Annotated in this window: 18 protein-coding genes, 1 pseudogene and 1 riboswitch; of the genes and pseudogenes, 13 read left to right on the top strand and 6 right to left on the bottom strand. The window is 72.6% G+C overall.

All coding sequences use genetic code 11. The annotated features are described in order from the left end of the window. Both ACFQBR_RS26395 and sucC read right to left on the bottom strand, forming a co-directional pair. Positions 1-90, bottom strand: a pseudogene (locus ACFQBR_RS26395) (succinate--CoA ligase subunit alpha); the annotation flags it as partial. 37 nt (positions 91-127) lie between these two features. Beyond that, on the bottom strand, positions 128-1,315 hold the full coding sequence (sucC, locus tag ACFQBR_RS26390; protein WP_378554692.1) for an ADP-forming succinate--CoA ligase subunit beta: 1,188 nt from the start codon (positions 1,313-1,315) through the stop codon (positions 128-130). Between the two features lie 152 nt (positions 1,316-1,467). Here sucC and ACFQBR_RS26385 point away from each other — a divergent pair, with 152 nt between their 5' ends. The 6 genes from ACFQBR_RS26385 to ACFQBR_RS26360 all read left to right on the top strand — a co-directional run bounded on the left by ACFQBR_RS26385 (position 1,468) and on the right by ACFQBR_RS26360 (position 10,488). Continuing rightward, the gene (locus tag ACFQBR_RS26385) at positions 1,468-2,874 is read left to right on the top strand and encodes an MFS transporter (protein ID WP_378554690.1); all 1,407 of its coding nucleotides are present in this window, start codon (positions 1,468-1,470) and stop codon (positions 2,872-2,874) included. 83 nt (positions 2,875-2,957) lie between these two features. Beyond that, entirely contained in the window at positions 2,958-4,667 is a 1,710-nt protein-coding gene (locus ACFQBR_RS26380) for a thiamine pyrophosphate-binding protein (RefSeq protein WP_267947997.1), read from the top strand. A 21-nt stretch (positions 4,668-4,688) separates the two neighbouring features. Beyond that, positions 4,689-5,918: a formyl-CoA transferase gene (frc, locus tag ACFQBR_RS26375; RefSeq protein WP_344184690.1), complete on the top strand. Its 1,230-nt coding sequence runs from the start codon at positions 4,689-4,691 to the stop codon at positions 5,916-5,918. A 4-nt stretch (positions 5,919-5,922) separates the two neighbouring features. After that, positions 5,923-8,082, top strand: coding sequence for an acetate--CoA ligase family protein (locus ACFQBR_RS26370; RefSeq protein WP_344184691.1), 2,160 nt, complete (start codon positions 5,923-5,925; stop codon positions 8,080-8,082). A gap of 247 nt (positions 8,083-8,329) precedes the next feature. Further along, the gene (locus tag ACFQBR_RS26365) at positions 8,330-9,931 is read left to right on the top strand and encodes an Nramp family divalent metal transporter (RefSeq protein ID WP_267947994.1); all 1,602 of its coding nucleotides are present in this window, start codon (positions 8,330-8,332) and stop codon (positions 9,929-9,931) included. Continuing rightward, positions 9,931-10,488: a hypothetical protein gene (locus tag ACFQBR_RS26360; protein WP_344184692.1), complete on the top strand. Its 558-nt coding sequence runs from the start codon at positions 9,931-9,933 to the stop codon at positions 10,486-10,488. Before ACFQBR_RS26365 ends, ACFQBR_RS26360 begins: the two co-directional genes overlap by 1 nt. 177 nt (positions 10,489-10,665) lie before the next feature. Here ACFQBR_RS26360 and ACFQBR_RS26355 read toward each other — a convergent pair whose 3' ends face one another. Next, positions 10,666-10,980: a DMT family transporter gene (locus ACFQBR_RS26355; protein WP_344184693.1), complete on the bottom strand. Its 315-nt coding sequence runs from the start codon at positions 10,978-10,980 to the stop codon at positions 10,666-10,668. A gap of 30 nt (positions 10,981-11,010) precedes the next feature. Next, positions 11,011-11,074: riboswitch (guanidine-III (ykkC-III) riboswitch) on the bottom strand. A 514-nt stretch (positions 11,075-11,588) separates the two neighbouring features. On the opposite strand from ACFQBR_RS26355, the gene ACFQBR_RS26350 reads away from it, so the two are divergent. The 7 genes from ACFQBR_RS26350 to ACFQBR_RS26320 all read left to right on the top strand — a co-directional run bounded on the left by ACFQBR_RS26350 (position 11,589) and on the right by ACFQBR_RS26320 (position 18,722). After that, positions 11,589-11,993 (top strand): DUF485 domain-containing protein, encoded by a 405-nt coding sequence (locus ACFQBR_RS26350; RefSeq protein WP_344184694.1) that lies wholly within the window; start codon positions 11,589-11,591, stop codon positions 11,991-11,993. After that, complete coding sequence (locus tag ACFQBR_RS26345; RefSeq protein ID WP_344184695.1) at positions 11,990-13,690, top strand: solute symporter family protein; 1,701 nt, start codon at positions 11,990-11,992, stop codon at positions 13,688-13,690. Before ACFQBR_RS26350 ends, ACFQBR_RS26345 begins: the two co-directional genes overlap by 4 nt. Positions 13,691-14,013: 323 nt before the next feature. Further along, positions 14,014-15,030 (top strand): sensor histidine kinase, encoded by a 1,017-nt coding sequence (locus ACFQBR_RS26340; RefSeq protein ID WP_344184697.1) that lies wholly within the window; start codon positions 14,014-14,016, stop codon positions 15,028-15,030. Then, entirely contained in the window at positions 15,027-15,854 is an 828-nt protein-coding gene (locus ACFQBR_RS26335) for a LytR/AlgR family response regulator transcription factor (protein WP_267947989.1), read from the top strand. Before ACFQBR_RS26340 ends, ACFQBR_RS26335 begins: the two co-directional genes overlap by 4 nt. Beyond that, the gene (locus tag ACFQBR_RS26330) at positions 15,851-16,243 is read left to right on the top strand and encodes a hypothetical protein (protein WP_330162389.1); all 393 of its coding nucleotides are present in this window, start codon (positions 15,851-15,853) and stop codon (positions 16,241-16,243) included. The genes ACFQBR_RS26335 and ACFQBR_RS26330 overlap by 4 nt, the downstream gene beginning before the upstream one ends. After that, positions 16,240-17,892: a sodium/solute symporter gene (locus ACFQBR_RS26325; protein WP_344184696.1), complete on the top strand. Its 1,653-nt coding sequence runs from the start codon at positions 16,240-16,242 to the stop codon at positions 17,890-17,892. The genes ACFQBR_RS26330 and ACFQBR_RS26325 overlap by 4 nt, the downstream gene beginning before the upstream one ends. Positions 17,893-17,969: 77 nt before the next feature. Further along, entirely contained in the window at positions 17,970-18,722 is a 753-nt protein-coding gene (locus tag ACFQBR_RS26320) for a hypothetical protein (protein WP_378554685.1), read from the top strand. Positions 18,723-18,920: 198 nt separating this feature from the next. Here ACFQBR_RS26320 and ACFQBR_RS26315 read toward each other — a convergent pair whose 3' ends face one another. The 3 genes from ACFQBR_RS26315 to ACFQBR_RS26305 form a co-directional block, all read right to left on the bottom strand. Continuing rightward, positions 18,921-19,694, bottom strand: coding sequence for a bestrophin-like domain (locus ACFQBR_RS26315; RefSeq protein ID WP_344179881.1), 774 nt, complete (start codon positions 19,692-19,694; stop codon positions 18,921-18,923). 367 nt (positions 19,695-20,061) lie between these two features. Next, positions 20,062-21,870, bottom strand: a complete 1,809-nt coding sequence (locus ACFQBR_RS26310) for a phosphoenolpyruvate carboxykinase (GTP) (RefSeq protein ID WP_459558907.1) — start codon at positions 21,868-21,870, stop codon at positions 20,062-20,064. A 624-nt stretch (positions 21,871-22,494) separates the two neighbouring features. Then, on the bottom strand, positions 22,495-23,055 hold the full coding sequence (locus ACFQBR_RS26305; RefSeq protein WP_267947984.1) for a COG4315 family predicted lipoprotein: 561 nt from the start codon (positions 23,053-23,055) through the stop codon (positions 22,495-22,497). Positions 23,056-23,407: the final 352 nt, after the last annotated feature.

The raw sequence follows: 23,407 nt of genomic DNA, 5'->3' as shown, positions 1-23,407 counted from the left end.
GGCGAGCATGCGCCGGGTGTGCTTGGTGCCCTCAGAGCCCGTCATGCCCTGGACCAGCACCTTGCTGTCCTTGGTCAGGAAAATAGCCATGGTGTGTCGCGTCCCCTGTCGAAGTTCGTCCCGCCGGTCAGCCCAGTGCCGCCAGCTCGGCGGCCCGGGCGGCGGCGCCGTCCATCGTGTCGACCCGCCGAACGGCCGGGTGGGCACGCTCGTCGAGGATCCGGCGGCCCAGCTCGGCGTTGTTGCCGTCCAGTCGCACCACCAGCGGCTTGCCGGTCCCACCGGAACCCGAATCGTCACCGCGGCCCTCCAGCAGCTCCAGCGCCTGCACGATGCCGTTGGCGACCGCGTCGCAGGCGGTGATGCCGCCGAAGACGTTGACGAACACGCTCTTGACCGCCGGGTCGCCCAGGATGATCTCCAGGCCGTCGGCCATGACCTCGGCGGAGGCGCCGCCGCCGATGTCCAGGAAGTTCGCGGGCTTGACCCCGCCGTGCTCCTCGCCGGCGTAGGCGACCACGTCCAGGGTGGACATGACCAGGCCCGCGCCGTTGCCGATGATCCCGACCTCGCCGTCGAGCTTGACGTAGTTCAGGCCCTTCTCCTTCGCCCTGCGCTCCCGGTCGTCGACGTCGGAGCCGTTCGTGAAGGGGACGCGCTCGGGGTGGCGGAAGCCCGCGCTCTCGTCCAGGGTGACCTTGCCGTCGAGGGCGACGATCCGGCCGTCGGCCGTGCGGACCAGGGGGTTGACCTCGACGAGGGTGGCGTCCTCCCCCGCGGCGACCGCCCAGAGGCGGGTGATCACCTGGGCGGCGCAGTCGCGCACCTCCTCGGGGAGTCCGGCGGCACGGCAGATCTCCAGCGCGGCGGCCTGGTCCACCCCCTCCGGCCCGACCGGCGTGCGCACGACCGCGTCGGGGTCGGTGACGGCGACCTCCTCGATCTCCATGCCGCCCTCCTTGGAGCAGATCGACAGGAAGCCGCGGTTCGCGCGGTCCAGCAGGAAGGAGAAGTAGTACTCCTCCGCGATGTCGGAGGCCTCCTCGACCAGGACACGGTGGACCGTGTGGCCCTTGATGTCCATGCCGAGGATCTGCTCGGCCCTGGCCCGGGCGTCCTCGGGGCCCTCGGCGACCTTCACGCCGCCGGCCTTGCCGCGACCACCGGTCTTGACCTGCGCCTTCACCACCACCCGGTGACCGATGCGCCCGGCCGCCAGCCGCGCCTGCTCGGGGGTGTCCGCGATCTCGCCCTCGACGAGGGGGACGCCGTACTCCCCGAAGAGCTGTTTGGCCTCGTACTCGTGGAGATCCACCTGGCCTCCTCATGACGTGGTTGTCGTGTCCCCTTCAGTGATACTCCATACTGTATGCAGTATTCAATACTCCTTCGGCCGAAAATGTGTCCTGCGCCACCCCTTCCCAGGGCGCCGAGAACTTTGCATACTGCATACAAGGAGGTGTCGCCATGCGCAGTCCCCACCCCCCCGGACACCCTCCGCCCTCCGTCCCCGACCGGGAGGAGGTGCGCGACTGGCGCGGCAGGCGCTACTCCGTCGGCCCGTCCGCACGCACGCTGACCGGCGTGCCCCGCTCCGTCGTCCTCGCCCGCGCCCTGGTCGCGGCCGCGGCGGTCGGGGTGCTCCAGTTCGGCTACGGCGCGGCGGTCCCGACCCTGGTCGCCGCGCACGGCTGGTCCCCCGCCGCCGCCCTGCTCCCGTTCCTCGTGTGGACCCTGGTCCAGGGCGCCTGCGCCCCGGCGCTGCACCGGCTGGGGAGACGGCGGGAACTGCGGGCCGGGGCGCTGATCCAGACCGGCGCGCTGCTGTGCGCGGCGGCGCTGGTCGCGCTCGGCGCCTCCTCCGGACTCGCCGCGGCCGTCCTGGGCTACGGGGTCCTCGGCGGCGCGGGCGCCGGACTCGTCTACCACTCCTGCACGGACCTGGTCGGCGGCTGGTTCCCCGACCGGCGGACCGTGCGCTCGGGGGCCGTGGGCGGCGCCTTCGCCCTGGGCTCGGTCCCCCTCCTCCCCGCGATCGCGGCCGGGACGTCCCCCGCCTCGCTGCCCTGGGCCTGCGCGTCGCTGGCGGCACTGGTCCTGGTCCTGGGGGTCGCCGGCGGCGCGGGCCAGCGCTCCGCCCCGCCGCGGTGGTGGCCGCCGGGGGCGTCCGACCCGCGCGCCGTCGCCCTGCGCCGGGGCGCCGACCCGCCCCCGGCCACCGACTTCACCCACGCCCAGGCGTGGACGGCCGGCGGGTCGCTGCCGCTCCTGCACGCGGTCGTCGCCCTCTCCGGGGCCGGCGGGCTGTTCGTCCTCGCCGCGCTGCCGGTGCTCCTCGTGGAGGGCGGCCACCCCCCGACCGCCGTCGCCCCGGCGATCGCGGCCTTCGCCGCCGGCAGCGGACTGGGGCGCCTGGCCGCGGGCGCGGCGGCCGAGCGGACCGGCCGGCGCCGGATCCTCGCCCTGCTGCTGGGGGCCGCGGCGCTCGCGCTGACCGGCCTCGCCGCGTCCACCTCCGCCGGACCCCCCGCCGCCGCGGTGCTCCTGGCGCTGGCGGCGGGCGCGGGCACCGGCTCCTGCTACCCGCTGACCCGCGCGATCACCGAGGGGCACTTCGGCTCGCGGTGGACCGCCGGCATCCACGGCCTGGTCTACAGCTCGAAGGCGGTCGGCGGACTGGTCGGCGTCGGCGGGGCGGCGCTGCTCCTGGCGACGGCGCCGCCCGCCGCCTGGCCGACGGGCCTGGTCGGAGCGGGTGCCCTGTGCGGGGTCGCGGCGCTGCTCGCGGCCCTGCTCCGGCGCCCGCTCCCGGTACGGACCACACCGGCCCCACACGGGGTCTGGACACCGCCGCGACGCCGTGCTCCAATGTGACGTACACGGTATACAGTATCCCGGCAACAGCGTCCCCCGAGGACGCAGCCCGCCCGCACCGCACGAAAGGGGTCGTCGTACCGATGGCCGACGGCAAGGGAACCACCGAATCCACCACCAGCGAGAAGACCGCGATCTCCGGAGGCCACCTGGTGGCCAAGGCCCTCAAGGCCGAGGGCGTCGACGTCATCTTCACGCTCTGCGGCGGACACATCATCGACATCTACGACGGATGCGCCGACGAGGGCATCGACGTGGTCGACGTCCGCCACGAGCAGGTCGCGGCGCACGCCGCCGACGGCTACGCGCGGATCACCGGCAAGCCGGGATGCGCGGTCGTGACCGCCGGCCCCGGGACCACGGACGCGGTCACCGGCATCGCCAACGCCTACCGCGCCGAGAGCCCGATGCTGGTCATCGGCGGCCAGGGCGCCCTGAGCCAGCACAAGATGGGCTCGCTCCAGGACCTGCCGCACGTGGACATGATCAACCCGATCTCCAAGTTCGCCGCCACCGTGCCGCACACCGAGCGGGTCGCCGACATGGTCTCGATGGCGTTCCGCGAGGCGAACAGCGGAGCCCCCGGCCCGTCCTTCCTGGAGATCCCCCGCGACGTCCTCGACGCCTCGGTCCCCCTGGACAAGGCGCGGATCCCCGCCAAGGGCCGGTACCGCGCCTCCACGCGGCAGGCGGGCGACCCCGACGCGATCGAGCGCCTGGCCGACCTGCTCGTGCGCTCCGAACGCCCGAGCATCCTGCTCGGCAACCAGGTGTGGACCACCCGGGCCACGCAGTCGGCCACCGACCTGGTCCGCGCGCTCAACGTCCCCGCCTACATGAACGGCGCCGGCCGGGGCACGCTGGCGCCGGGCGACCCCCACCACTTCCAGCTCTCCCGGCGCTACGCCTTCACCAACTCCGACCTGATCATCATCGTCGGCACCCCCTTCGACTTCCGCATGGGCTACGGCAAGCGCCTCTCCCCCGACGCCACGGTCGTCCAGATCGACCTCAACTACGCCACCGTCGGCAAGAACCGGGACATCGACCTGGGGATCGTCGGCGACGCCGACGTCATCCTGTCCTCGGTGCTCCAGGCCACCTCCGCCTACGGGGACAACGGCTCCCAGAGCCGCAAGACCTGGCTGGAGGAGCTGCGGACCCAGGAGCAGACCGCCCTGGACAAGCGGGCGCACCTGCTCACCTCCGACTCCACGCCCATCCACCCCTACCGGCTGGTCAGCGAGATCAACCAGTTCCTGACCGAGGACTCCATCTACGTCGGCGACGGCGGCGACATCGTCACCTTCTCCGGGCAGGTGGTCCAGCCCAAGTCGCCGGGCCACTGGATGGACCCGGGGCCGCTCGGCACGCTGGGCGTCGGCGTCCCGTTCGTGATGGCCGCCAAGTACGCCCGCCCGGACAAGGAGGTGGTCGCGCTCTTCGGCGACGGCGCGTTCAGCCTCACCGGCTGGGACTTCGAGACCCTCGTCCGGTTCGACCTGCCCTTCGTCGGCATCGTCGGCAACAACTCGTCGATGAACCAGATCCGCTACGGCCAGATCGCCAAGTACGGCGCGGACCGCGGCGAGATCGGCAACACGCTGGGGGACGTGAACTACGCGGAGTTCGCCAGGATGCTCGGCGGCCACGGCGAGGAGGTCCGCGACCCGGCCGACATCGCCCCGGCGCTGCGCCGCGCCCGCGAGTCCGGCAAGCCCTCGCTCGTCAACGTCTGGATCGACCCCGAGGTCTACGCCCCGGGGACGATGAACCAGACCATGTACAAGTAGCCGAGCCAGAGAGGAAGAGCCATGGGCAAGGCACTCGACGGGGTACGCGTCCTGGACATGACCCACGTCCAGTCGGGGCCGTCGGCGACGCAGATCCTCGCCTGGATGGGCGCGGACGTGGTCAAGGTGGAGGCGACGTCGGGCGACATCACCCGGCGCCAGCTCCGGGACCGGCCCGACGTGGACAGCCTGTACTTCACGATGCTCAACTCCAACAAGCGGAGCATCACCCTGAACACCAAGAAGCCCCGGGGCAAGGAGATCTTCCTGGACCTCGTGCGCCGCAGCGACGTCCTGGTGGAGAACTTCGCCCCCGGCGCGCTGGACCGGATGGGGTTCACCTGGGAGGCGCTCTCCGAGGCCAACCCCCGGCTGGTCTACGCCTCGATCAAGGGGTTCGGGCCGGGCGCGTACGCCGACTTCAAGGCCTACGAGGTGATCGCCCAGGCGATGGGCGGCTCGATGAGCACCACCGGGTTCGAGGAGGGCCCGCCGCTGGCGACGGGCGCGCAGATCGGTGACTCGGGCACGGGGATGCATACAGTAGCCGGTATCCTCGCGGCCCTGTACCAGCGCACCCACACCGGGCGCGGCCAGCGCGTGCAGGTGGCCATGCAGGACGCGGTGCTCAACCTGTGCCGCGTCAAGCTCCGCGACCAGCAGAGGCTCGCGCACGGGCCGCTGGCGGAGTACCCCAACGACGACTTCGGCGACGAGGTCCCCCGCTCCGGCAACGCCTCCGGCGGCGGCCAGCCCGGCTGGGCCGTCCGCACCGCCCCGGGCGGGCCCAACGACTACGTGTACGTCATCGTCCAGCCCGTCGGGTGGGAGCCGATCACCCGGCTCATCGACCGGCCCGAACTGGCCGACGACCCCGAGTGGTCCACCCCCGAGGCCCGGCTGGACAAGCTCGACAAGATGTTCTCCCTGATCGAGGAGTGGACCTCCCAGATCCCCAAGTGGGACGTGCTGGCGGCGCTCAACGCGCACAACATCCCCTGCGGCCCGATCATGTCCACCCGGGAGATCATCGACGACCCGACCCTGCGGGCCAACGGTGTCATCACCACCGTCGACCACCCCGAGCGCGGGCCCTACAGCACCGTGTCCTCACCGATCCGCCTCTCGGACTCGCCGGTGGACGTCGTCCGCTCCCCACTGCTCGGCGAGCACAACGCCGAGGTCTACCGCGGCGAACTGGGGCTGTCCGACGAGGACCTGGCCGAACTCGAATCGAACGGAGTGATCTGAAGACATGGCCGCCTACACCCCCGAGCGTTCCGACCGGGACCGCTCAGCGGTCCGCGAGGTGCTCGACCGGGCCCGTGCCGAGGGCCGCACCGCCCTCACCGCCCCCGAGGGCCGCGTCCTCGCCGACGCCTACGGCATCCCGATCCCCGGAGAGGCCCTGGCCCGTTCCGCGGAGGAGGCCGCCTCCCTCGCCCAGGACCTCGGCCTCCCCGTCGTGGCCAAGATCGTCTCCCCCGACATCCTGCACAAGACCGACGCGGGCGGCGTCGAGGTCGGCCTGGACAGCGCCGAGAAGGTCTCCGAGGCCTACCACCGCATCGTCGCCAACGCCCTCGCCCACACGCCGGGCGCGAGGATCGACGGCGTCCAGATCCAGCAGCAGATCGGCGGCGGACCCGAGGTCGAGGTCCTCGTCGGCGCGACCACCGACCCCACCTTCGGCAAGATCGTGGTGTTCGGCCTGGGCGGCGTCCTGGTCGAGGTCCTGAAGGACGTCACCTTCCGCATGGCGCCGATCTCCAAGGAGGAGGCGCTGTCCCAGGTCGGCGACATCCGCGCCGCCGAGGTGCTGCGCGGTGTGCGCGGCCGGCCGGGTGTGGACCAGGAGCGGCTCGCCGAGGTCGTCAGCGCGCTGTCGGACCTGGTGACCGACTTCCCCGAGATCGCCGAGGCCGACCTCAACCCCGTGTTCGCCGGGCCCTCGTCCGCCGTGGCCGCCGACCTGCGCTTCGTCCTGGACTTCACCCCGGCCGAGCGGCCGGCCTCGTTCGGCCGGGACGAGATCCTCGGCGCGATGAACCGGGTCTTCAAACCCCGGTCGATCGCGATCATCGGCGCGTCCAACGAGGCCGGGAAGATCGGCCACTCCGTCATCAAGAACATCGTCGACGGCGGGTACGCCGGCGAGGTGTACCCGGTCAACCCCAAGGCCCCCGAGGTGTACGGCCGCAAGGCGTACGCGAGCGTCCTCGACGTCCCCGGCGACGTCGACGTGGCCGTCTTCGCGATCCCCGCGAAGTTCGTCGCCGGCGCGCTGGAGGAGGTCGGGGCGAAGGGGGTCGCCGCGGCGATCCTCATCCCGTCCGGCTTCGCCGAGACCGGTGAGCAGGAGCTGCAGGACGAGGTGCTGGCCATCGCCCGCAGGCACGGCGTCCGGCTCCTCGGCCCCAACATCTACGGCTACTACTACACGCCCGAGAAGCTGTCGGCCACGTTCTGCACCCCCTACGACGTCGCCGGCGGCACCGCCCTCACCTCGCAGTCCGGCGGCATCGGCATGGCCATCCTCGGCTACAGCCGCAGCACCAACACCGGGGTCTCCGCCATCGTCGGCGTCGGCAACAAGGCCGACATCGACGAGGACGACCTGCTCACGTTCTTCGGGCAGGACGAGAACACCAACGCCATCGCCATGCACCTGGAGGACCTCAAGGACGGCCGCGCCTTCGTCGAGGCCGCACGCGAGGTCGTGCCGCACAAGCCCGTCATCGTGCTCAAGGCCGGGCGCACCGACGCCGGCGCCCGCGCGGCCGGGTCGCACACCGGGGCGCTCGCCGGGGACGACAAGGTGTACGACGACATCCTGCGCCAGGCCGGGGTGGTCAGGGCGCCGGGGCTCAACGAACTGCTGGAGTTCGGCCGCGCCCTGCCCGTCCTGCCCACGCCCAAGGGCGAGAACGTCGTCATCATCACCGGGGCGGGCGGATCGGGCGTCCTGCTCTCCGACGCCGTGGTCGACAGCGGGATGTCGCTGTACGAGATCCCGCCGGACCTGGACGCGTCGTTCCGGGCGTTCATCCCGCCCTTCGGGGCGGCCGGGAACCCGGTCGACATCACCGGGGGCGAGCCCCCCTCGACCTACGAGGCCACGGTCAGGCTGGGCCTGGAGGACGAGCGGGTGCACTCGCTGATCCTGGGCTACTGGCACACCATCATCACCCCGCCGATGGTCTTCGCCAAGGTGATCAGCGAGGTCGTGGCCGAGGCCAGGGCCAAGGGCATCGACAAGCCCGTGGTGGCCTCCCTCTCCGGGGACACCGAGGTGGAGGAGGCCTCGCAGTACCTGTTCGACCACGGGATCGTGGCCTTCCCCTACACGACCGAGAAACCCGTGCAGATTCTCGGCGCGAAGTATCGCTGGGCGCGCGCCGCAGGACTACTCTGACCCAGTGCCCGGCCGGCGCCCACCGCGCCGGCCGGGCCCAGGCACCACCGCACCGCCGCACCACCCCCTGATCCCGACGGCCTCGGAGCCGCCGCCACAAGGCCGTCGGGACCCTCCGCCGCGGACGCAGCCACTCACCGGCCGCGACGGTCCGCCCGCACACCGACAGAGAGGTGACCGCACCACCCGGGGGCGCCATGCAAGCAAGCAGCTCGCATCCGCACATCCCACACAGGGAGTTCCACCCATGGATTCCTCACGCCCCGAGACCGGCGGTACGCCGGGTTCCGCCGACAAGTCCCCCACCGACTCGCAGATCCCCTTCGTCCCCGCCCAGCGGCAGCCGAGCACCGTCGAGTCCGACACGTCCTCCACGGCCACCACCGCCGGTGGCGCTCCCCCGCAGGAGGAGCGCGTGTGGAAGGCGGGCCGGCTGGAGCCGATGCCCATCCGCCCCCTCCCGAAGGCTCCCCCCTCGATCCACATCCTCGGGCCCACCGTGTTCCTCGTCGCCCTCGGCGTCGGCATGGGCGAGTCCTACATGTGGCCGAGGCTGGTCCTCGTGTTCGGCCCCGAGATCCGCTGGCTGTTCCTGGTCGGCGTCTCCCTGCAGGCCGTGGTCATGCTGGAGATGTCGCGCTACGCGATGGCGACCGGCGAGAGCATCTTCTACGGCGCGGCACGCGTGTTCAAACCGCTGATGTGGTTCTTCTTCCTCACAGCGATCCTGGTCTACATCTGGCCGGGACACCTCTCCGCGGGCGCCTCCGCGTTCGAGCGGGTGACCGGCATCCCCTGGCAGATGACCGCGGTCGCGGGGATGCTCCTCGTCGGCGTGGTGTTCACGCTGGCGAAGGTCATCTACAACCTGCTGGAGAGCGTGCTCTCCATCTGCATCGGCCTCCTGGTCGTCGGGACGTCCGTGGTCGCGGCGATGGTCGGCAACCTCTCCGACCTCACCTCCACCATCAGCGGCATGTTCGCGTTCGGCTACTTCCCGCCCGAGGCGATGACGGCCGCCTGGTTCCCGATCATCGTCGGCTCCGTCGCCTTCGCCGGACCCTCCGGCATGCAGCAGATGTGGTACACCCTGCACCTGCGCGACAAGGGCGCCGGCATGGGCGCGCACATCCCGCAGATCCGGGGGCTCCGGCACTCCGGCGAACAGGAGACCATGCCCTCGCGCGGCTTCATGTTCGACACCTCCGACCCCGCGGAGATGGCGAAGTGGAAGGGCTGGCGGCGCTGGGTCACCTTCGACGCCATGGTGCTGTTCTGGGGCATCACCATGCTGGTGACGATCTCCTTCACCGTCCTGGCCCAGGCCTCCGCCCGTTTCGACCCGAACGTGGCCGACCTCATCCGGGCCGGTGACCGCGACGCCTCCCTGGACGCCATGGCCAGCTCCTTCTCCGCCGCGGGGAGCCCGGTCCTGGGGACCGTCTTCTTCTGCTTCATCGCCCTCATCGGGCTCAACGCCACGCTGGGCCTGTTCGACTCCTTCTCGCGCGGCCAGGCCGACATGACCTACAACTTCGTGCCGGGCGCCAAGAAGATCGGCGTCTCGAAGCTGTACGCCATGTTCCTGTGGGGCCTGATCGTCTTCGGCATCCTCGTCCTGCTCTTCGGCCCCGCCGACGGGCCCGCGGCGATCCTGGACGTGCTCGCGTTCCTGTCGGCGTTCGCGATGGGCGCGTACTGCGTGGTGCTGCTGCTGGTCAACAACCTCACCCTGCCCAAGCCGATCCGGCCGGGCATCGTCTCCAACGCCGTCATCGCCTTCGCCGCGCTGTTCTACCTCGGCGCGCTCTTCTACTCGCTGTTCGCCTTCGGGGTCGTGGTGGACTGATGGGCGTCCAGGTCTCCCCCAGAACGTCCGGCGCCCTCCTCCACCACGCCGAGGTCGCGGTGCCCGGGGCGGCGATCGGCCTCGTCGCCGGATTGTTCGCCGCGGGCGTCGGCGCGTTGGCCGGCCTGCCCGCGCTGCTCAACGCCACGGTGGGGGCGGCGCTCGGCCTCCCCCTCGCGCTGCTCGGGGCCGGGTACTGCGTGCTGCTCGCCCGAGGCGTGTTCTCGGTCGGCGCGGTGGCCCCCCTCGCGCTGTACTGGCTGGTGGGCTTCCCCCTCGCCCGCCTGTTCGACTCCTACGCCGTGGCACTGGTGTTCGGGAACGACACCGTGCTCCGGGAGCCCCTGCTGTCGTTCCTGACCCTCCAGGCGATGCTCAGCTTCGGCTTCACCATCGGGTTCCTGTGGCTGCACGAGAGGATCGCGCCGCACTGGCTGCTGCGCGTCCGCGGGCACAACCCGGTGGCGGCCGAGCTGGTCGAGCGGTACATGGAGCACGCGGAGCACCTCAACAGGCGTCGGGCCTCCCGGCGCCGTCCCCCGACCGCCCCGTCCTGACGGACACGGCCTGCCCGGTGCGGCGTCCCGCGCCGCACCGGACAGGCCGTCCCATGAGCACCAGGAGTACCGCCCGGCCGGACCCCGTGCCCGGGCGGGCGTACGGCGCGGGCCGGGCACCGGGGCAACGGACCCGTGCCCGCGCCGTCCCGGTTCCCCGCCGACCGGCGGCCCGGCTCAGTGCAGGACCTTGAGCCCGACCACGCCGGCGACGATGAGGACCAGGCAGAGCGCCTTGAGCGGGCTGAAGCCCTCGCCCAGGAAGAACATGCCGACCAGCGCGGTGCCGACGACGCCGATCGACACCCAGACGGCGTAGCCCGTCCCCAGGGGGATGGTCCGCAGCGCGTACGCCAGCCCGGCCATGCTCAGCGTCAGTGCGGCGCCGAAGGCCACCGTCGGCCACAGGCGCGTGAACCCCTGCGAGGCGTGGAGCGCCGCCGCCCACGCGGTTTCCAGAAGACCGGAGATCACCAGTACAACCCAGGCCATCGACCCGTACCTCCATGACGTGCGTGCAGGAACGCGCCGTCTTGTCGTACCGGGTACGGCGCACCTCGTCCGGGGTCTCACGGATCGCGCCGGCGCGGCGGGGCCGCGCGGGCGGTGATGCCTCGCAACCTACAACCCGCGGGCGCGGGCCGGGCTTCCGGGGCCGCTGGAGAGGTGCGCCACCGCACGTGGGGCCGGGCTGCCGTCCCGACCGTTCACGCCGCGCCGGCGACGCCTCCGGCCGACCCGCCCGGCAGCGCACCGGCCCGGGCCCCGCCGCGCCCTCACCGCGCCTCCGCGGCGCCCCTTCCGGGCGGACCGCCCGCCGCGCGGGGCCGGACCACGCGGGGTGGGGGACCGGACCGGCGCGCCGACCCGGGTGGACCGGTGTCCCGCCGCCCGGCGGCCGTTCGTCGTGCGCCGTGACCGTTCGTCGCACGGTGGGCGACCGTTCGACGCTCCGGCCCCGCGTTCGGCGCGCGTGCGGGCGCGCCCCCTCCTTGTGGAGAGTGCCACTCCTTACAGTGCCGAGTAATACAGATCACACGAAGGAAGCGCGCTCCCGGCAGCGCGGCCGTTCCCGCCATCCCCCGGAGGTACGACCCAGCATGGCCACACAACGCCCGCCCGAACCGCCCACCCCGCCCCCGGGGCCGGGCGGGGGATCCCCCGAAGAGCCGCTGTCGGAGGCCGCCGTCATCGCCATGCACAGCGACCCCCGGTTCCTGGCCCTGAAGAAGAGCCTGTTCAGCTTCGTCTTCCCGATGAGCCTGGCGTTCATGGCCTGGTACCTGCTGTACGTGCTGATGTCGGCGTTCGGGCGGGACGTCATGGGCACCGTCCTCTTCGGCAGCGTCAACGTCGCGCTGGTGTTCGGCATCCTCCAGTTCGTCTCGACCTTCGGGATCGCGATCCTGTACACGGGCTACGCGCGCCGCAAGCTCGACGGCCCCGCGACCGCCCTCCGCAACGAGCTGCAGAACGGCACGACCGGCAAGGAGGGCAACCGATGATCCTCGCCCAGGAGGCCGTGGCGGTCAGCGAGAGCAGCCGCCTCGTCACCATCGTCCTCTTCTCCCTCATGATCGCGGCCACGCTCGGCATCACCGTCTGGGCCAGCCGCAACACCCGCGACGCGACCGACTTCCACTCCGGCGGCCGCGGTTTCTCGCCGCTCCAGAACGGCCTGGCGATCGGCAGCGACTACATGTCCGCCGCGTCCTTCCTCGGGATCGCGGGCATGATCGCCCTGTTCGGGTACGACGGCTTCCTGTACTCCATCGGCTTCCTCGTCGCCTGGCTCGTGGCGCTGCTCCTCGTCGCCGAGCTCCTGCGCAACTCCGGCCGCTACACCATGGGCGACGTGCTGTCCTACCGGATGCAGCAGCGCCCGGTCCGGACCGCCGCGGCGATCTCCACCGTCGTGGTGTCGATCTTCTACCTGCTGGCGCAGATGGTCGGGGCCGGAGCGCTCATCGCCCTGCTCCTGGGCATCCAGGAGGGCCAGACCTTCCTCGGCATGGACGCGCCCACCGCCAAGATCGTCGGCATCGTGGTCATCGGCCTCCTGATGACCATCTACGTCACCTTCGGCGGGATGAAGGGCACCACCTGGGTCCAGATCATCAAGGCCGTCATCCTCATGGCCGGCGCCGCCCTGCTCACCGTGCTGACCCTGTCCCTGTACGGGTTCAACCTGGGCGCTCTGATGACCGACGCCGCCAACGCCAGCCAGGCGGCCGACGCGGGCAACGCCGCCGGGTTCCTGGAGCCCGGGCTCCGCTACGGCGTCGAGGTGGCCGGCGACCCGCTCCAGACCCTCTGGAACAAGCTGGACCTCATCAGCCTCGGCCTCGCCCTGGTCCTGGGCACCGCGGGCCTGCCGCACATCCTCATCCGCTTCTACACCGTCCCCGACTCCCAGAGCGCCCGCAAGTCGGTCAACTGGGGCATCGGCCTCATCGGCGCCTTCTACCTGATGACGCTGGTCCTGGGCTTCGGCGCGGCCGCGATCGTCGGCCACGAGGCCATCACCGCGCAGGACGCGGCGGGCAACACGGCGGCGCCCCAGCTGGCGCAGGCGGTCGGGGAGAACATCGGTGGCAGCATGGCCGGAGCGGTCCTGCTCGCGATCATCGCCTCCGCCGCCTTCGCCGCGATCCTGTCCACGGTCGCCGGCCTCGTCATCGCCTCGTCCTCCTCCCTCGCGCACGACTTCTACAACTCGGTCCTGCGCAAGGGGAAGGCCACGGGCACGGAGGAGGTCCGGGTCGCCCGGATCTCCGCCCTGGGCGTCGGCCTGGTCGCGATCGTCCTGGCGATCTTCGCGCAGAACCTCAACGTGGCCTTCCTGGTCTCGCTGGCCTTCGCGATGGCCGCCTCGGCCAACCTGCCCACCCTGCTCCTCAGCCTGTTCTGGAAGCGCTTCAACACCGCCGGAGCGCTCGCCGGCATCTACGGCGGCCTGATCAGTGCCGTGGGCCTGGTGTTCTTCTCGCCGGTCGTCTCCGGCTCCGAGACCGCCCTCATGCCCAACGTCGACTTCGCCTGGTTCCCCCTGCCCAACCCGGCGCTGGTGTCGGTGCCGATCAGCCTGCTCTGCGCCGTCATCGGAACGCTCATGTCCAAGGAGCGCGACTTCGACAAGTTCGCGCTGCTCCAGGTCCGCGCCCTGACCGGCGCGGGCGCGGAGAAGGCCTCCGACCACTAGACCGAGCGGCACACCGCCCGCCACCGGACTCGGGCGGCCGTCGGCCCACTCCCGCCGGGGCCCCTCCCGTCCCCGGTCCGGCCGCCGCCCCGAGTCCTCCCGTCCCGGGCCCGTCACCCCTCACCGGGTGGCGGGCCCGAGGCGCGCCCGCGGGGCGAGTACCCGGTCGGCCCTGGCAGAATCAGGAAAGGTGACCCCCGACACGTGAGCGTTGACACATTTTGCTGGGATATGGTCAGTCCGTGTCGTACCGGTGGCTGTCGCGGATATCCCCCTCCCGACGGCGCCCCGCGCCGTCGGAGCAGAGGGCGGGCGTCGATCTGATGCGCCAGGTCCACGCCCTCAGCGTCGACCTCCAGGACGGGCTGCACGGGAGGGGCGTCTTCTCCGCCGCCCGGAGGCTGTCCCGCCTCCTCGCCGCCGACGGCGTCGTCCTCGCCGACCTCGACGGGCCGGTCGCCTCCCACGGCGCCCGGTTCGACGCCGGTGACGTGGCGGGGCTGCTCGCCCAGGTCTTCGAGTACGGCGGCAACGCCCGCAGGCGCCTCCCGGAGGGGGCCTCCGTGTGCGCGGTTCCCCTGACCGTGGCCGACGAGCTGGCGGGGGCCCTGGTCGTGTCCGGCCGCCCCGCGGAGGCCGACGTCGAGGCCGCCGCGGCGCTGGTGTCCGACGCCCTCGACCACGCGGCGCTGCGCCGCACCCGCGACCGGATCGCCGCCGCCGACCTGCGCACGCTCCGCGCCCAGATCTCCCCCCACTTCGTGCACAACGCCCTCGCGGTGATCGCCGCGCTGGTGCGCACCGACCCCGACCGGGCGCGCCACCTGCTGTCGGACTTCGCCGACTACCTGCGCTACGGCTTCTCCGAGAAGGGCGACTACGCGACCGTCTCCGACGAGCTGGAGGCCACCCAGACCTACCTCGAACTCCAGCGGGCCCGCTTCCACGACCGCCTGGACATCACCGTGCGCATGGCGCCCGAGGTGCTGCCCGTGGCGATCCCCTTCCTGGTGGTGCAGCCGATCGTGGAGAACGCGATCCGGCACGGGCTGGAACGCAAGGAGGGCACGGGGCACATCAGCGTCTCCGGGTTCGGCGAGGGACCGCTGTGCGTGATCGAGATCGAGGACGACGGGGTGGGCATGCACCCGGACCTGGCCCGCTCCCTGCTGGCGGGGACCGGGCCCGAGTCGCGCAGCGTCGGGCTGGCCAACGTCGACCAGCGGCTGCGGGCCGTCTACGGACCCGAGTACGGTCTGGTGATCGAGACCGCGCCTGGGGAGGGGACGAAGGTGACCGTGCGCGTACCGAGGTTCACCCGGGGGGTGGTCGCCCAGTGAAGCCCGAGCTGCGGGTGCTGGTCGTCGAGGACGAGGCGTCCACCCGCCAGGAGATGGCGTCGCTGCTGGCCGACATGCCCGAGGTCGCCGAGGTCCACGCGGCCGACAACGGGGCCGCCGCCGTGCGGCTGCTGGGGACGACCACGATCGACGCCGCGTTCCTGGACATCCTCATGCCCGGACTGAACGGCATGGACGTGGCGCGCGTGCTGAGCGTGCTGTCCGAACCGCCCTCCATCGTGTTCGTGACCGCCTCCGAGACCCACGCCGTGGAGGCGTTCGGCATCGGGGCCGTGGACTACCTGCTCAAACCGATCCGCCCCGAGCGCCTGGCCGAGGCCGTGGGCCGCATAGCCCAGCTGCGCCGGCCCGCCGGGGCCGCGCCCCCCGCGGAGGACCTCCACGTGGTGCAGATCGACACGGGGCGGCGCACGGTGTTCGTCAAACGCGACGACGTGCAGTTCGTGGAGGCCCAGGGCGACTACGTCCGGCTCCACACCTCCGACGGCACCCACCTCATCCGCCTCTCCCTGTCCTACCTGGAGGAGGTGTGGGAGTCGGCGGGGTTCGTCCGCGTCCACCGGGGGTTCCTCGTCGCCATCCCGTGGGTGCGGGACCTGCGGGTGACCTCCTCGTCCGGCCTGGTCGCCGGGACCCCCGCCGGCGACGTCCCCGTGAGCCGCCGCCACGGCCGCCACCTCCGGGCCCAGCTGCTGGAGGCGGCCCGGCGCGACCAGCTCGGCCGCTCGGCGAACGCGCAGGGCGCGGCGGTGTCGCGGTCCAGGGACGGTGAGCACGACCAGCCCCACCGGCAGGAGCCATGAGCCCGCGCCGTGAGAAGCTGACCAGCCCGCAGACCCGGATCGCGCTCGCCCGGGGCAACCGGCCCGCCCAGCACCTCCTGCCGATCCCCGGCCCGGTGGACACCGAGGCGGCCCGGAAGCTGTTCCACGCCCAGCGGCGGACCGCCGTGCGCACCGTGGCCCTGCTGACGGTCCTGCTGTTCGGGGTGAGCGGCGCCTTCGCCGCCTTCCCCGTGCTCGGCCACGTCCGGCTGGGGGGCGTGCCGCTGTCGTGGCTGCTCCTGGCCGCGGGGATCTACCCGCTGCTGTTCGGCCTGGCACTGTGGCACGTCCGCTCCGCCGAGCGCGTCGAGCGGCGTGCGGCACGGGAGGCGCCGAGGCGGGACGAGGACCCGGGACGGGAGCGGTGACCTCCGTCCTGGCGATAGGCCTCGTCCTGGTGACGAGCCTGGTCATCGGCGTCTACGGGGTGCGCGCCGCCCGCTCGACCTCCGACTTCCTGGTGGCCTCCCGCCGCGTCTCCCCCAACTGGAACGCGCTCGCGATCGCCGGCGAGTACCTGTCCGCCGCGTCCGTGCTGGGGCTCTCCGGCCTGCTGCTCAAGAACGGCCTGGGCACCATGTGGTACGCGGTCGGGTTCGCGGCGGGATACGTGGCGGTCGTGGCGCTCGTGGCCGGGCCGATGCGCAGGTCGGGGGCGTTCACCGTGCCGGACTTCGCCGAGTACAGGTTGGGCGCGCCGCGGCTGCGCAAGCTGTGCGGGCTGGTCGTCCTGGTGATCATGCTGTTGTACCTGGTCCCCCAGTTCAAGGGGGCGGGGGTGGTGCTGAGCCTGGTCAGCGGAACGCCCTACTGGGTGGGCGTGCTGCTCGCGGGGGTGGTGGTGAGCGGCTCGATCGCCGCGGGCGGCATGCGCTCGGCCACCTACGTGCAGGCCTTCCACTACGTCGTCAAACTCGCGTTCATCGCCGTCCCCGCGATCTACCTGGTGGTGCACGCCGGCCCGGAGACCCGGGCGGAGGCGCTCAACCCCGAGTGGGGCACCCACTTCCCGGAGGCGACCCCGGTGGAGTTCACCGTGGACACCGACTTCAGCCTGGACGAGCCCGTGACGGTGACGACCCCCTCGGGCGACGGGGTGGAGCTCTCCGCGGGGGAGCACACGGTCGGGCAGGGCACCGAGTACGTCTTCCCCGAGGGCGCGACGATCCCGCACCCCGACGGACTCCCCGAGCTGGGCAGCGAGCGGTGGAGCACCCCGCTCCTGGACGTGGGGGGCTACCCCCTCTTCGAGACGTGGTCGACGCTGCTGGCGATCACGTTCGGCTGCATGGGCCTGCCGCACGTCATCATGCGCTTCCACACCAGCCCCACGGCGCGCACGGCGCGGCGCGTGGCGGTGGGCGTGATCGCCCTGCTCGGACTGTTCTACCTGTTCCCGACGGTGTACGGCCTGCTCGGCCGGGTGCTCACCCCGCAGCTGGTCCTGCTCCAGGGGACCGACACGGTCGCGGTGGTGCTGCCCGCCCAGGCGGTGCCGGGATCGGTGGGGACGGTGCTGACGGCCCTGGTCGCGGCGGGGGCCTTCGGCGCGTTCCTGTCCACCTCCTCGGGGCTCCTGCTGGCCCTCGCGGGCGGGCTGTCGCACGACCTGTTCCAGGGGAGCGTGCCCAGGCTGCGGCTGGCCGTGGTGGTCGGCGCCTGCGTGGCGGTGCTGCTCGCGCTGCCCGCGCAGATGATCGACATCAACGTGCTCGTGGTGTGGGCGTTCACGGTGGCGGCGTCGACGTTCTGCCCGCTGCTGGTGCTGGGGATCTGGTGGCGGCGGCTCACACTGGCCGGGGCGGCGTCCGGGCTGGCCGTGGGGGCGGTGACCGCGACGGGCGCGGTCGGCTGGTCGATCCTGTTCACGACCCCCGCCGGGTGGGTGACGGTGCTGCTGGCCCAGCCCGCGGCGTGGACCATACCGCTGGCGTTCGGGACGATGATGGCCGTGTCCGGGCTGACGCGTCCCCCCGACTGGGCCGAGCACGCGGTGCTGCGGCTGCACTCCCCCTGAACCCGCGGTTTCGTGGGCGGGGTCGGCGCCGACCCCGTACGATCACTCCATGACCTGATCGCGCCACGAGGAGTAACGTGTTTGCCTCCCGTCACGCCCTTCCCTCCCTGCTCGCGGCGAGCGCGCTGCTGTTCGCCTGCGGCGCGACCCCCTCCCTCGCCGGCGAGGAGAACCCCTCCGTGGACGCGGGCCCCTCGGGGGTGGGCGTGCACGGCGGAGGCGCCTCCGTCGACGTCGGCCCGTCGGGGGTGAGCGTGCACGGCGGAGGCGCCTCCGTCGACGTCGGCCCGTCGGGGGTGAGCGTCAACGCCCCCGGCGCCCTGGTGGAGGTCCGGGCGGGATCGTACGTCCTGGTGTGCGCCAACGGCGTGCGGGTGTTGGTCCACCACGGCGAGGCCCCCGCGTGCCCGCCCTACGACCCTCCCCCTCCCCCGCCCGAACCCGAGGTCCCCCCGGTCCCGGAGGAGCCCGAGCGGCCGGAGGAGCCGCCGCCCCCGGAGGAACCGGAGGAGGAGCCGCCCGGCGGGGCCGCGCCCCCCGGGGAGCCCGCCCCGGGGCCGCGGGAGCAGGAGCCCGCGGCGGCGGAGCCCTCCGGGGCGCCCGCGGCGGACCCGGCGGATCCGGCCGACCCCGCGGATCCGGCGGATCCGCAGGACGGGCCCGAGGCGGTCGAGGCCGCCCGCGAGGAGGTCCTCGCGGACACCTCCGCGGTCTCGGCCCAGGACTCCGGCGGCGCCTTCACACCCCTGCGGACCATGGTGATCGTGGCCGTCGTGGCGGTCGCCGCCGCCGCGGGCGGGGGCCGCGCCGCCGCGCGCGCGTCCGCCTGAGCGGGCCGCCCCGGCGGGCGGGGCCCGCCCCGGGGATCGCGGTCGGGGCGATGACGACGAACAGGCCCGCCCCGGGGCGGGCGACCGAGGACAGGCGGCCGGGGAGCGGCGTCGGAGCGGGATGGGACGGGCCGCCCGGAACCGTTGCCGGTGTGCCGTGAGGGGCGGCAGGGCCCCGGACCTCTCCGGTCGGTACGGCTAGCGCGCGCCGATCGCGTCGTCGGCCAGGTCGAAGGCGGCCAGCGCCGCCTCGATCCCCTCGGGATCGTTGGCCAGGACCTCGGTGAACGGGGTGCCCAGGTAGAAGAGCAGCAGGGTCGTGGCGAACACGAACACGAGGTTCACCGACGCCCAGAAGTAGGCCACCTTCGCCCCCCGCTCGATCATGACGAACGGCAGGACCGCGAGGGCCACGGCGGAGACCGCCGCGATGACGAGCAGGATGGACGGGACCCCGTCCCCCGCCGCGTTGCCGCGCTCGATGCGCGCGTCGCTGAGGTTGGTGATCTCCTGCCGGGCGGTCAGCCGGTCCAGGCCGTCCCCCGTGTCGGAGACCGACAGCACCCGGACCGACGCGGCCAGGACGGCGAGGGCGTCGTCGCCCTCGGCGCTCAGCTCCCCGTCCCGCTCCATCCGGGGCCAGTCCTCCTCCACGACGGTGGTCAGGTAGTGGCGCAACTGGTCGCGCACCACCTCCGCCTCGTCCTCGGGGAAGGCGGTGGTGCTCCAGTACAGCGCCTGGGCCGCACCGGCCTCCGCGGCCACGCCGTCCTCCGCCGCCGTGTAGTCCTCCCAGGCGATCACCACCCCCATGGCGGCCGCCACGAGGTACAGCGCGAGTGCGCAGGGGGCGATGACGACGCCGACGGCGCCGCCCGAGGACTCGTCGCTGACGCGGAACCTCCGGGCGGCGATCACGGCGCCGCCCACCATGGCGAAGAGGAGGAGAAGGACGAGTGCGAGGGTCATCATGGGTTTCCCAAGGGGGAGAGGGCGGGTCGGTACCCCATCGTTAGCACCGGCCCCCTCCCCGTTGCAGGGAAAAGAGAGAACGTCCCGGTATGTCCACCGACGCCGTGACCAGCGCGGATCACGGCCCGCCGGGACCGTGCACGGGCTCCGCCCGGCTCCTGGGCCGGGACGCCTCCGGGCGGTCGCGTACCGCGGAGCACTGGCGCGCCCGGCCCCCGCGCCGGGACGCCTCCGGGCGGTGACGTACCGGAGCACGCCGCAGAACAGCGCGGGCGGACGGCCGGACATGCCGAGGGGGCGCGGGCGCCGCGGCGCCCGCGCCCCCTCGACCGCCGGCCCCGTGCGCGGAAGGGGGCGGCTCGGACGCCTACCGGTCCAGTCGGGCCAGCAGGGCGTGGTACTCGTCCCAGAGCTCGTCGGGCAGGTGGTCGCCGAAGGTCTTGAAGAACTCGGGCACCAGGGCGGCCTCCTGCTTCCACACGTCGCGGTCGACGGAGAGCAGGAACTCCAGGTCCCGGTCGGACAGGTCCAGGCCCTCGGTGTCGATGCCGTCGGCGGTCGGCAGGTAGCCGATCGGGGTCTCCACGGCCTCGGCCGTGCCCTCCAGCCGCTCGAAGATCCACTTGACGACGCGGCTGTTCTCGCCGAAGCCGGGCCACACGAAGCGGCCGTCGGCGTCCTTGCGGAACCAGTTCACGTAGAAGATCCTCGGCAGCCCGGCCGGGTCGGCCGTGGCGCCGACCTTCAGCCAGTGGGCGAAGTAGTCGCCCATGTTGTAGCCGCAGAAGGGCAGCATGGCGAACGGGTCGCGGCGCAGCTCGCCGACCTTGCCCTCGGCCGCCGCGGTCTTCTCGGAGGAGACGTTGGCGCCCAGGTACACGCCGTGCTGCCAGTCGAAGGACTCGCTGACCAGCGGCACGGCGGTGGCGCGGCGGCCTCCGAAGAGGATGGCCGAGATCGGCACGCCGGCCGGGTCCTCCCACTCGTCGGCGATGGTCGGGGCCTGGCCCGCCGGGGTGGTGAAGCGGGAGTTCGGGTGGGCCGCGGGCTCGGCGGAGTCCGGGGTCCAGGGGCGGCCCTTCCAGTCGGTCAGGTTGGCGGGCGCCTCCTCGGTGAGGCCCTCCCACCACACGTCGCCGTCGTCGGTCAGGGCGACGTTCGTGAAGATGCTGTTGCCCCACAGCGTGTCGATGGCGTTGGCGTTGGTCTTCGCGCCGGTGCCGGGCGCGACGCCGAAGAAGCCGGCCTCGGGGTTGATGGCGCGCAGCCGTCCCCGGGCGTCGAAGCGCATCCAGGCGATGTCGTCGCCGACGGTCTCGACCTTCCAGCCGGGGATGGTCGGCTGGAGCATGGCGAGGTTGGTCTTGCCGCAGGCGCTCGGGAAGGCGGCGGCGACGTAGTGCGAGGCGCCCTCGGGCGAGGTGACCTTGAGGATCAGCATGTGCTCGGCGAGCCAGCCCTCGTCGCGGGCCATCACCGAGGCGATGCGCAGCGCGTAGCACTTCTTGCCGAGCAGGGCGTTGCCGCCGTAGCCGGAGCCGTAGGACCAGATCTCGCGGGTCTCGGGGAAGTGCGAGATGTACTTGGTGGAGTTGCAGGGCCAGGCGACGTCCTCCTGGCCGGGCTCCAGCGGGGCGCCGACGGAGTGGACGGCCTTGACGAACTCGCCGCGCTCCTCGATGAGGCGCAGGGCGGCAGAGCCCATGCGGGCCATGATGCGCATGGAGACGACGACGTACGGGGAGTCGGTGATCTCGACGCCGAGCTGGGAGATGTCGCCGCCCAGCGGGCCCATGCAGAAGGGGACGACGTACATGGTGCGGCCGCGCATGGCGCCCGCGAAGACCTCGCCGAAGGTGGCGCGCATCTCGTCGGGGGCGATCCAGTTGTTGGTCGGGCCCGCGTCCTGCTCGCGCTCGGAGCAGATGTAGGTACGGTCCTCGACCCGTGCGACGTCGCTGGGGTCGGAGGTGCAGTAGAAGCTGTTGGGGCGTTTCTCGGGGTTCAGGCGCGTGAAGGTGCCCTGCTCGACCAGCTGGTCGGTCAGGCGGGTCCACTCCTCGTCGGAGCCGTCGCACCACACGACCTCGTCCGGCCGGGTGAGTTCCGCGATCTCACGGACCCAGGTGACGAGTTCCTCGTGCTTGGTCGGGGCGGCGCCCACGTCGATACCCACGGCAGTCACAGCGGCTCCTCTACGAAAGTCGAGATCTCTCGCATCATGAACGACGACCCCCCGCAGTGACCAATTGGTATAGGCCAATGGTCTATAGCGGTGATGCCGGAGAGTCGGTTTCCACTGCACAGCAAGGGATTCGGGTGGTCCACCAAGGCGCAGGAAACGTCGCGTTCGCTCGCCGTTCCGACACAGCTGGGAGCCGGTTTCCCCTGTCGGGACGGAGACCGCCCCCTCGCTCCCGACACACCGTGCTCTTCGTCACATACCGGTCTCCGGGTACCGGGGCCGCCACTAGACCTGTGGCGCGGGCGCCTCGGGACCCATCGCGGATCCGCCCATGTGGGCGCGCACGGACCGCCGCGCGGGGCCGGTCCGCCCAGGACGCGGACGGGAGGGGTGGGCGGCGGAGAAGGCCGTCCGGACCGGCCGGACCCGGTCGCGCAGGCGTCGGGGGCGAGGGGAGGCGGGATCGGTCGGAGAGCGCCGCGAGGCGCGCGGAGGCAGCCGGGGCGGCGCACGGAGGCCGGGTCGGGCCCGGGAGCGGGAAGCGGGAAGCGGGGACGCCGCGAGGCGCGCGGGCGTCGGGTCCGGGAGCGCCGGGGCGGTCCGGCGCGGGGGCGGTCAGCCCTGGGGGGCCGCGGCGGGGATGGTGATCGTCCCGCCGTAGACGTCCAGCGCGAACCAGGCCCCGTCGGCGCCCTGGCCGTTGGCCTCACCCGGCGCCGCGTCGCCCGTGTAGGTGTAGAGCGGCCACTCGGCGTAGGTGACCTGGGGCGCCCCGTCCAGCCGGGGAACCGCCGCGACCAGCTCGGGGCGCACGCCCTCGGCGGTCATCGGGACGGCCTCGGTCCCGGCCGCGGTGCGCAGGGGCTCCCACAGTGCGGCGCACTCCTCGACGCAGGTGGGGCCGGCCCCCTCGTCCTCGGTGAACAGGTAGAGCGTGTTGCCCCCGCCGTCGGTGAGCAGGAGGCCGAGCACGGGGTGGTCGGCGGCGGACAGGGTGGCCTGGCCGTCGACCAGTGCCGCCCTCTGCTCCTCCGACTCGGTCGCCTCGGGGGTGCCGGTCGCCGCGACGGGCCCGGCGGGCTCCTCCTCACCGGTTGCGGCGCCGGCGCCGCAACCGGTGAGCAGCCATGACACGGCCATTCCGGCGGCGAGGACGCCCTTCGCGGAACCGTTCACGACTTCCCCCGTCGATTCTCGACTGCTCTGCTGTTCGGCGCGGCCACTGCAAGTGAAAAGAGTATGGACGACGCGGACCTTGTCCCGCGAGTAAAATAGGACGCCTTTTCCCGGGCTCTCCGCTGAACTGCGGCTTCGCGCGAAAAAACCTGCGCCCCGGGCGCGGGCACCGGCAGTGCGGGCGCCTCCCGCACCACGGGCCCTGCCGCGGATCCGGCCCCTTCGGACCCCGCTCCCGCGTCCCGTGCCGACCCCCCGGCCTCCCCATTCGATCCGGCCGCCGGATATCCGCAGAATAGGGGCCGCGATTGTTCGGCCGCCGGAAATCGTTTCACCGGAGCGAGCCGCCGGA

The organism is Nocardiopsis tropica (assembly GCF_042660575.1).
GTDB classification, from domain to species: domain Bacteria; phylum Actinomycetota; class Actinomycetes; order Streptosporangiales; family Streptosporangiaceae; genus Nocardiopsis; species Nocardiopsis tropica.
The sequence above is the reverse complement of the archived record's forward strand: the minus strand, read 5'-3'. Positions and strand labels throughout refer to the sequence as shown.

Coding starts and splice junctions, on each gene's coding strand:
- ACFQBR_RS26385 (WP_378554690.1), top strand. CDS start 1,468: ATGCGCAGTCCCCACCCCCCCGGACACCCTCCGCCCTCCGTCCCCGAC.
- ACFQBR_RS26330 (WP_330162389.1), top strand. CDS start 15,851: ATGAGCCCGCGCCGTGAGAAGCTGACCAGCCCGCAGACCCGGATCGCG.
- ACFQBR_RS26360 (WP_344184692.1), top strand. CDS start 9,931: ATGGGCGTCCAGGTCTCCCCCAGAACGTCCGGCGCCCTCCTCCACCAC.
- ACFQBR_RS26370 (WP_344184691.1), top strand. CDS start 5,923: ATGGCCGCCTACACCCCCGAGCGTTCCGACCGGGACCGCTCAGCGGTC.
- ACFQBR_RS26345 (WP_344184695.1), top strand. CDS start 11,990: ATGATCCTCGCCCAGGAGGCCGTGGCGGTCAGCGAGAGCAGCCGCCTC.
- ACFQBR_RS26340 (WP_344184697.1), top strand. CDS start 14,014: ATGCGCCAGGTCCACGCCCTCAGCGTCGACCTCCAGGACGGGCTGCAC.
- ACFQBR_RS26315 (WP_344179881.1), bottom strand. CDS start 19,694: ATGATGACCCTCGCACTCGTCCTTCTCCTCCTCTTCGCCATGGTGGGC.
- ACFQBR_RS26365 (WP_267947994.1), top strand. CDS start 8,330: ATGGATTCCTCACGCCCCGAGACCGGCGGTACGCCGGGTTCCGCCGAC.
- frc (WP_344184690.1), top strand. CDS start 4,689: ATGGGCAAGGCACTCGACGGGGTACGCGTCCTGGACATGACCCACGTC.
- ACFQBR_RS26380 (WP_267947997.1), top strand. CDS start 2,958: ATGGCCGACGGCAAGGGAACCACCGAATCCACCACCAGCGAGAAGACC.
- ACFQBR_RS26350 (WP_344184694.1), top strand. CDS start 11,589: ATGGCCACACAACGCCCGCCCGAACCGCCCACCCCGCCCCCGGGGCCG.
- ACFQBR_RS26355 (WP_344184693.1), bottom strand. CDS start 10,980: ATGGCCTGGGTTGTACTGGTGATCTCCGGTCTTCTGGAAACCGCGTGG.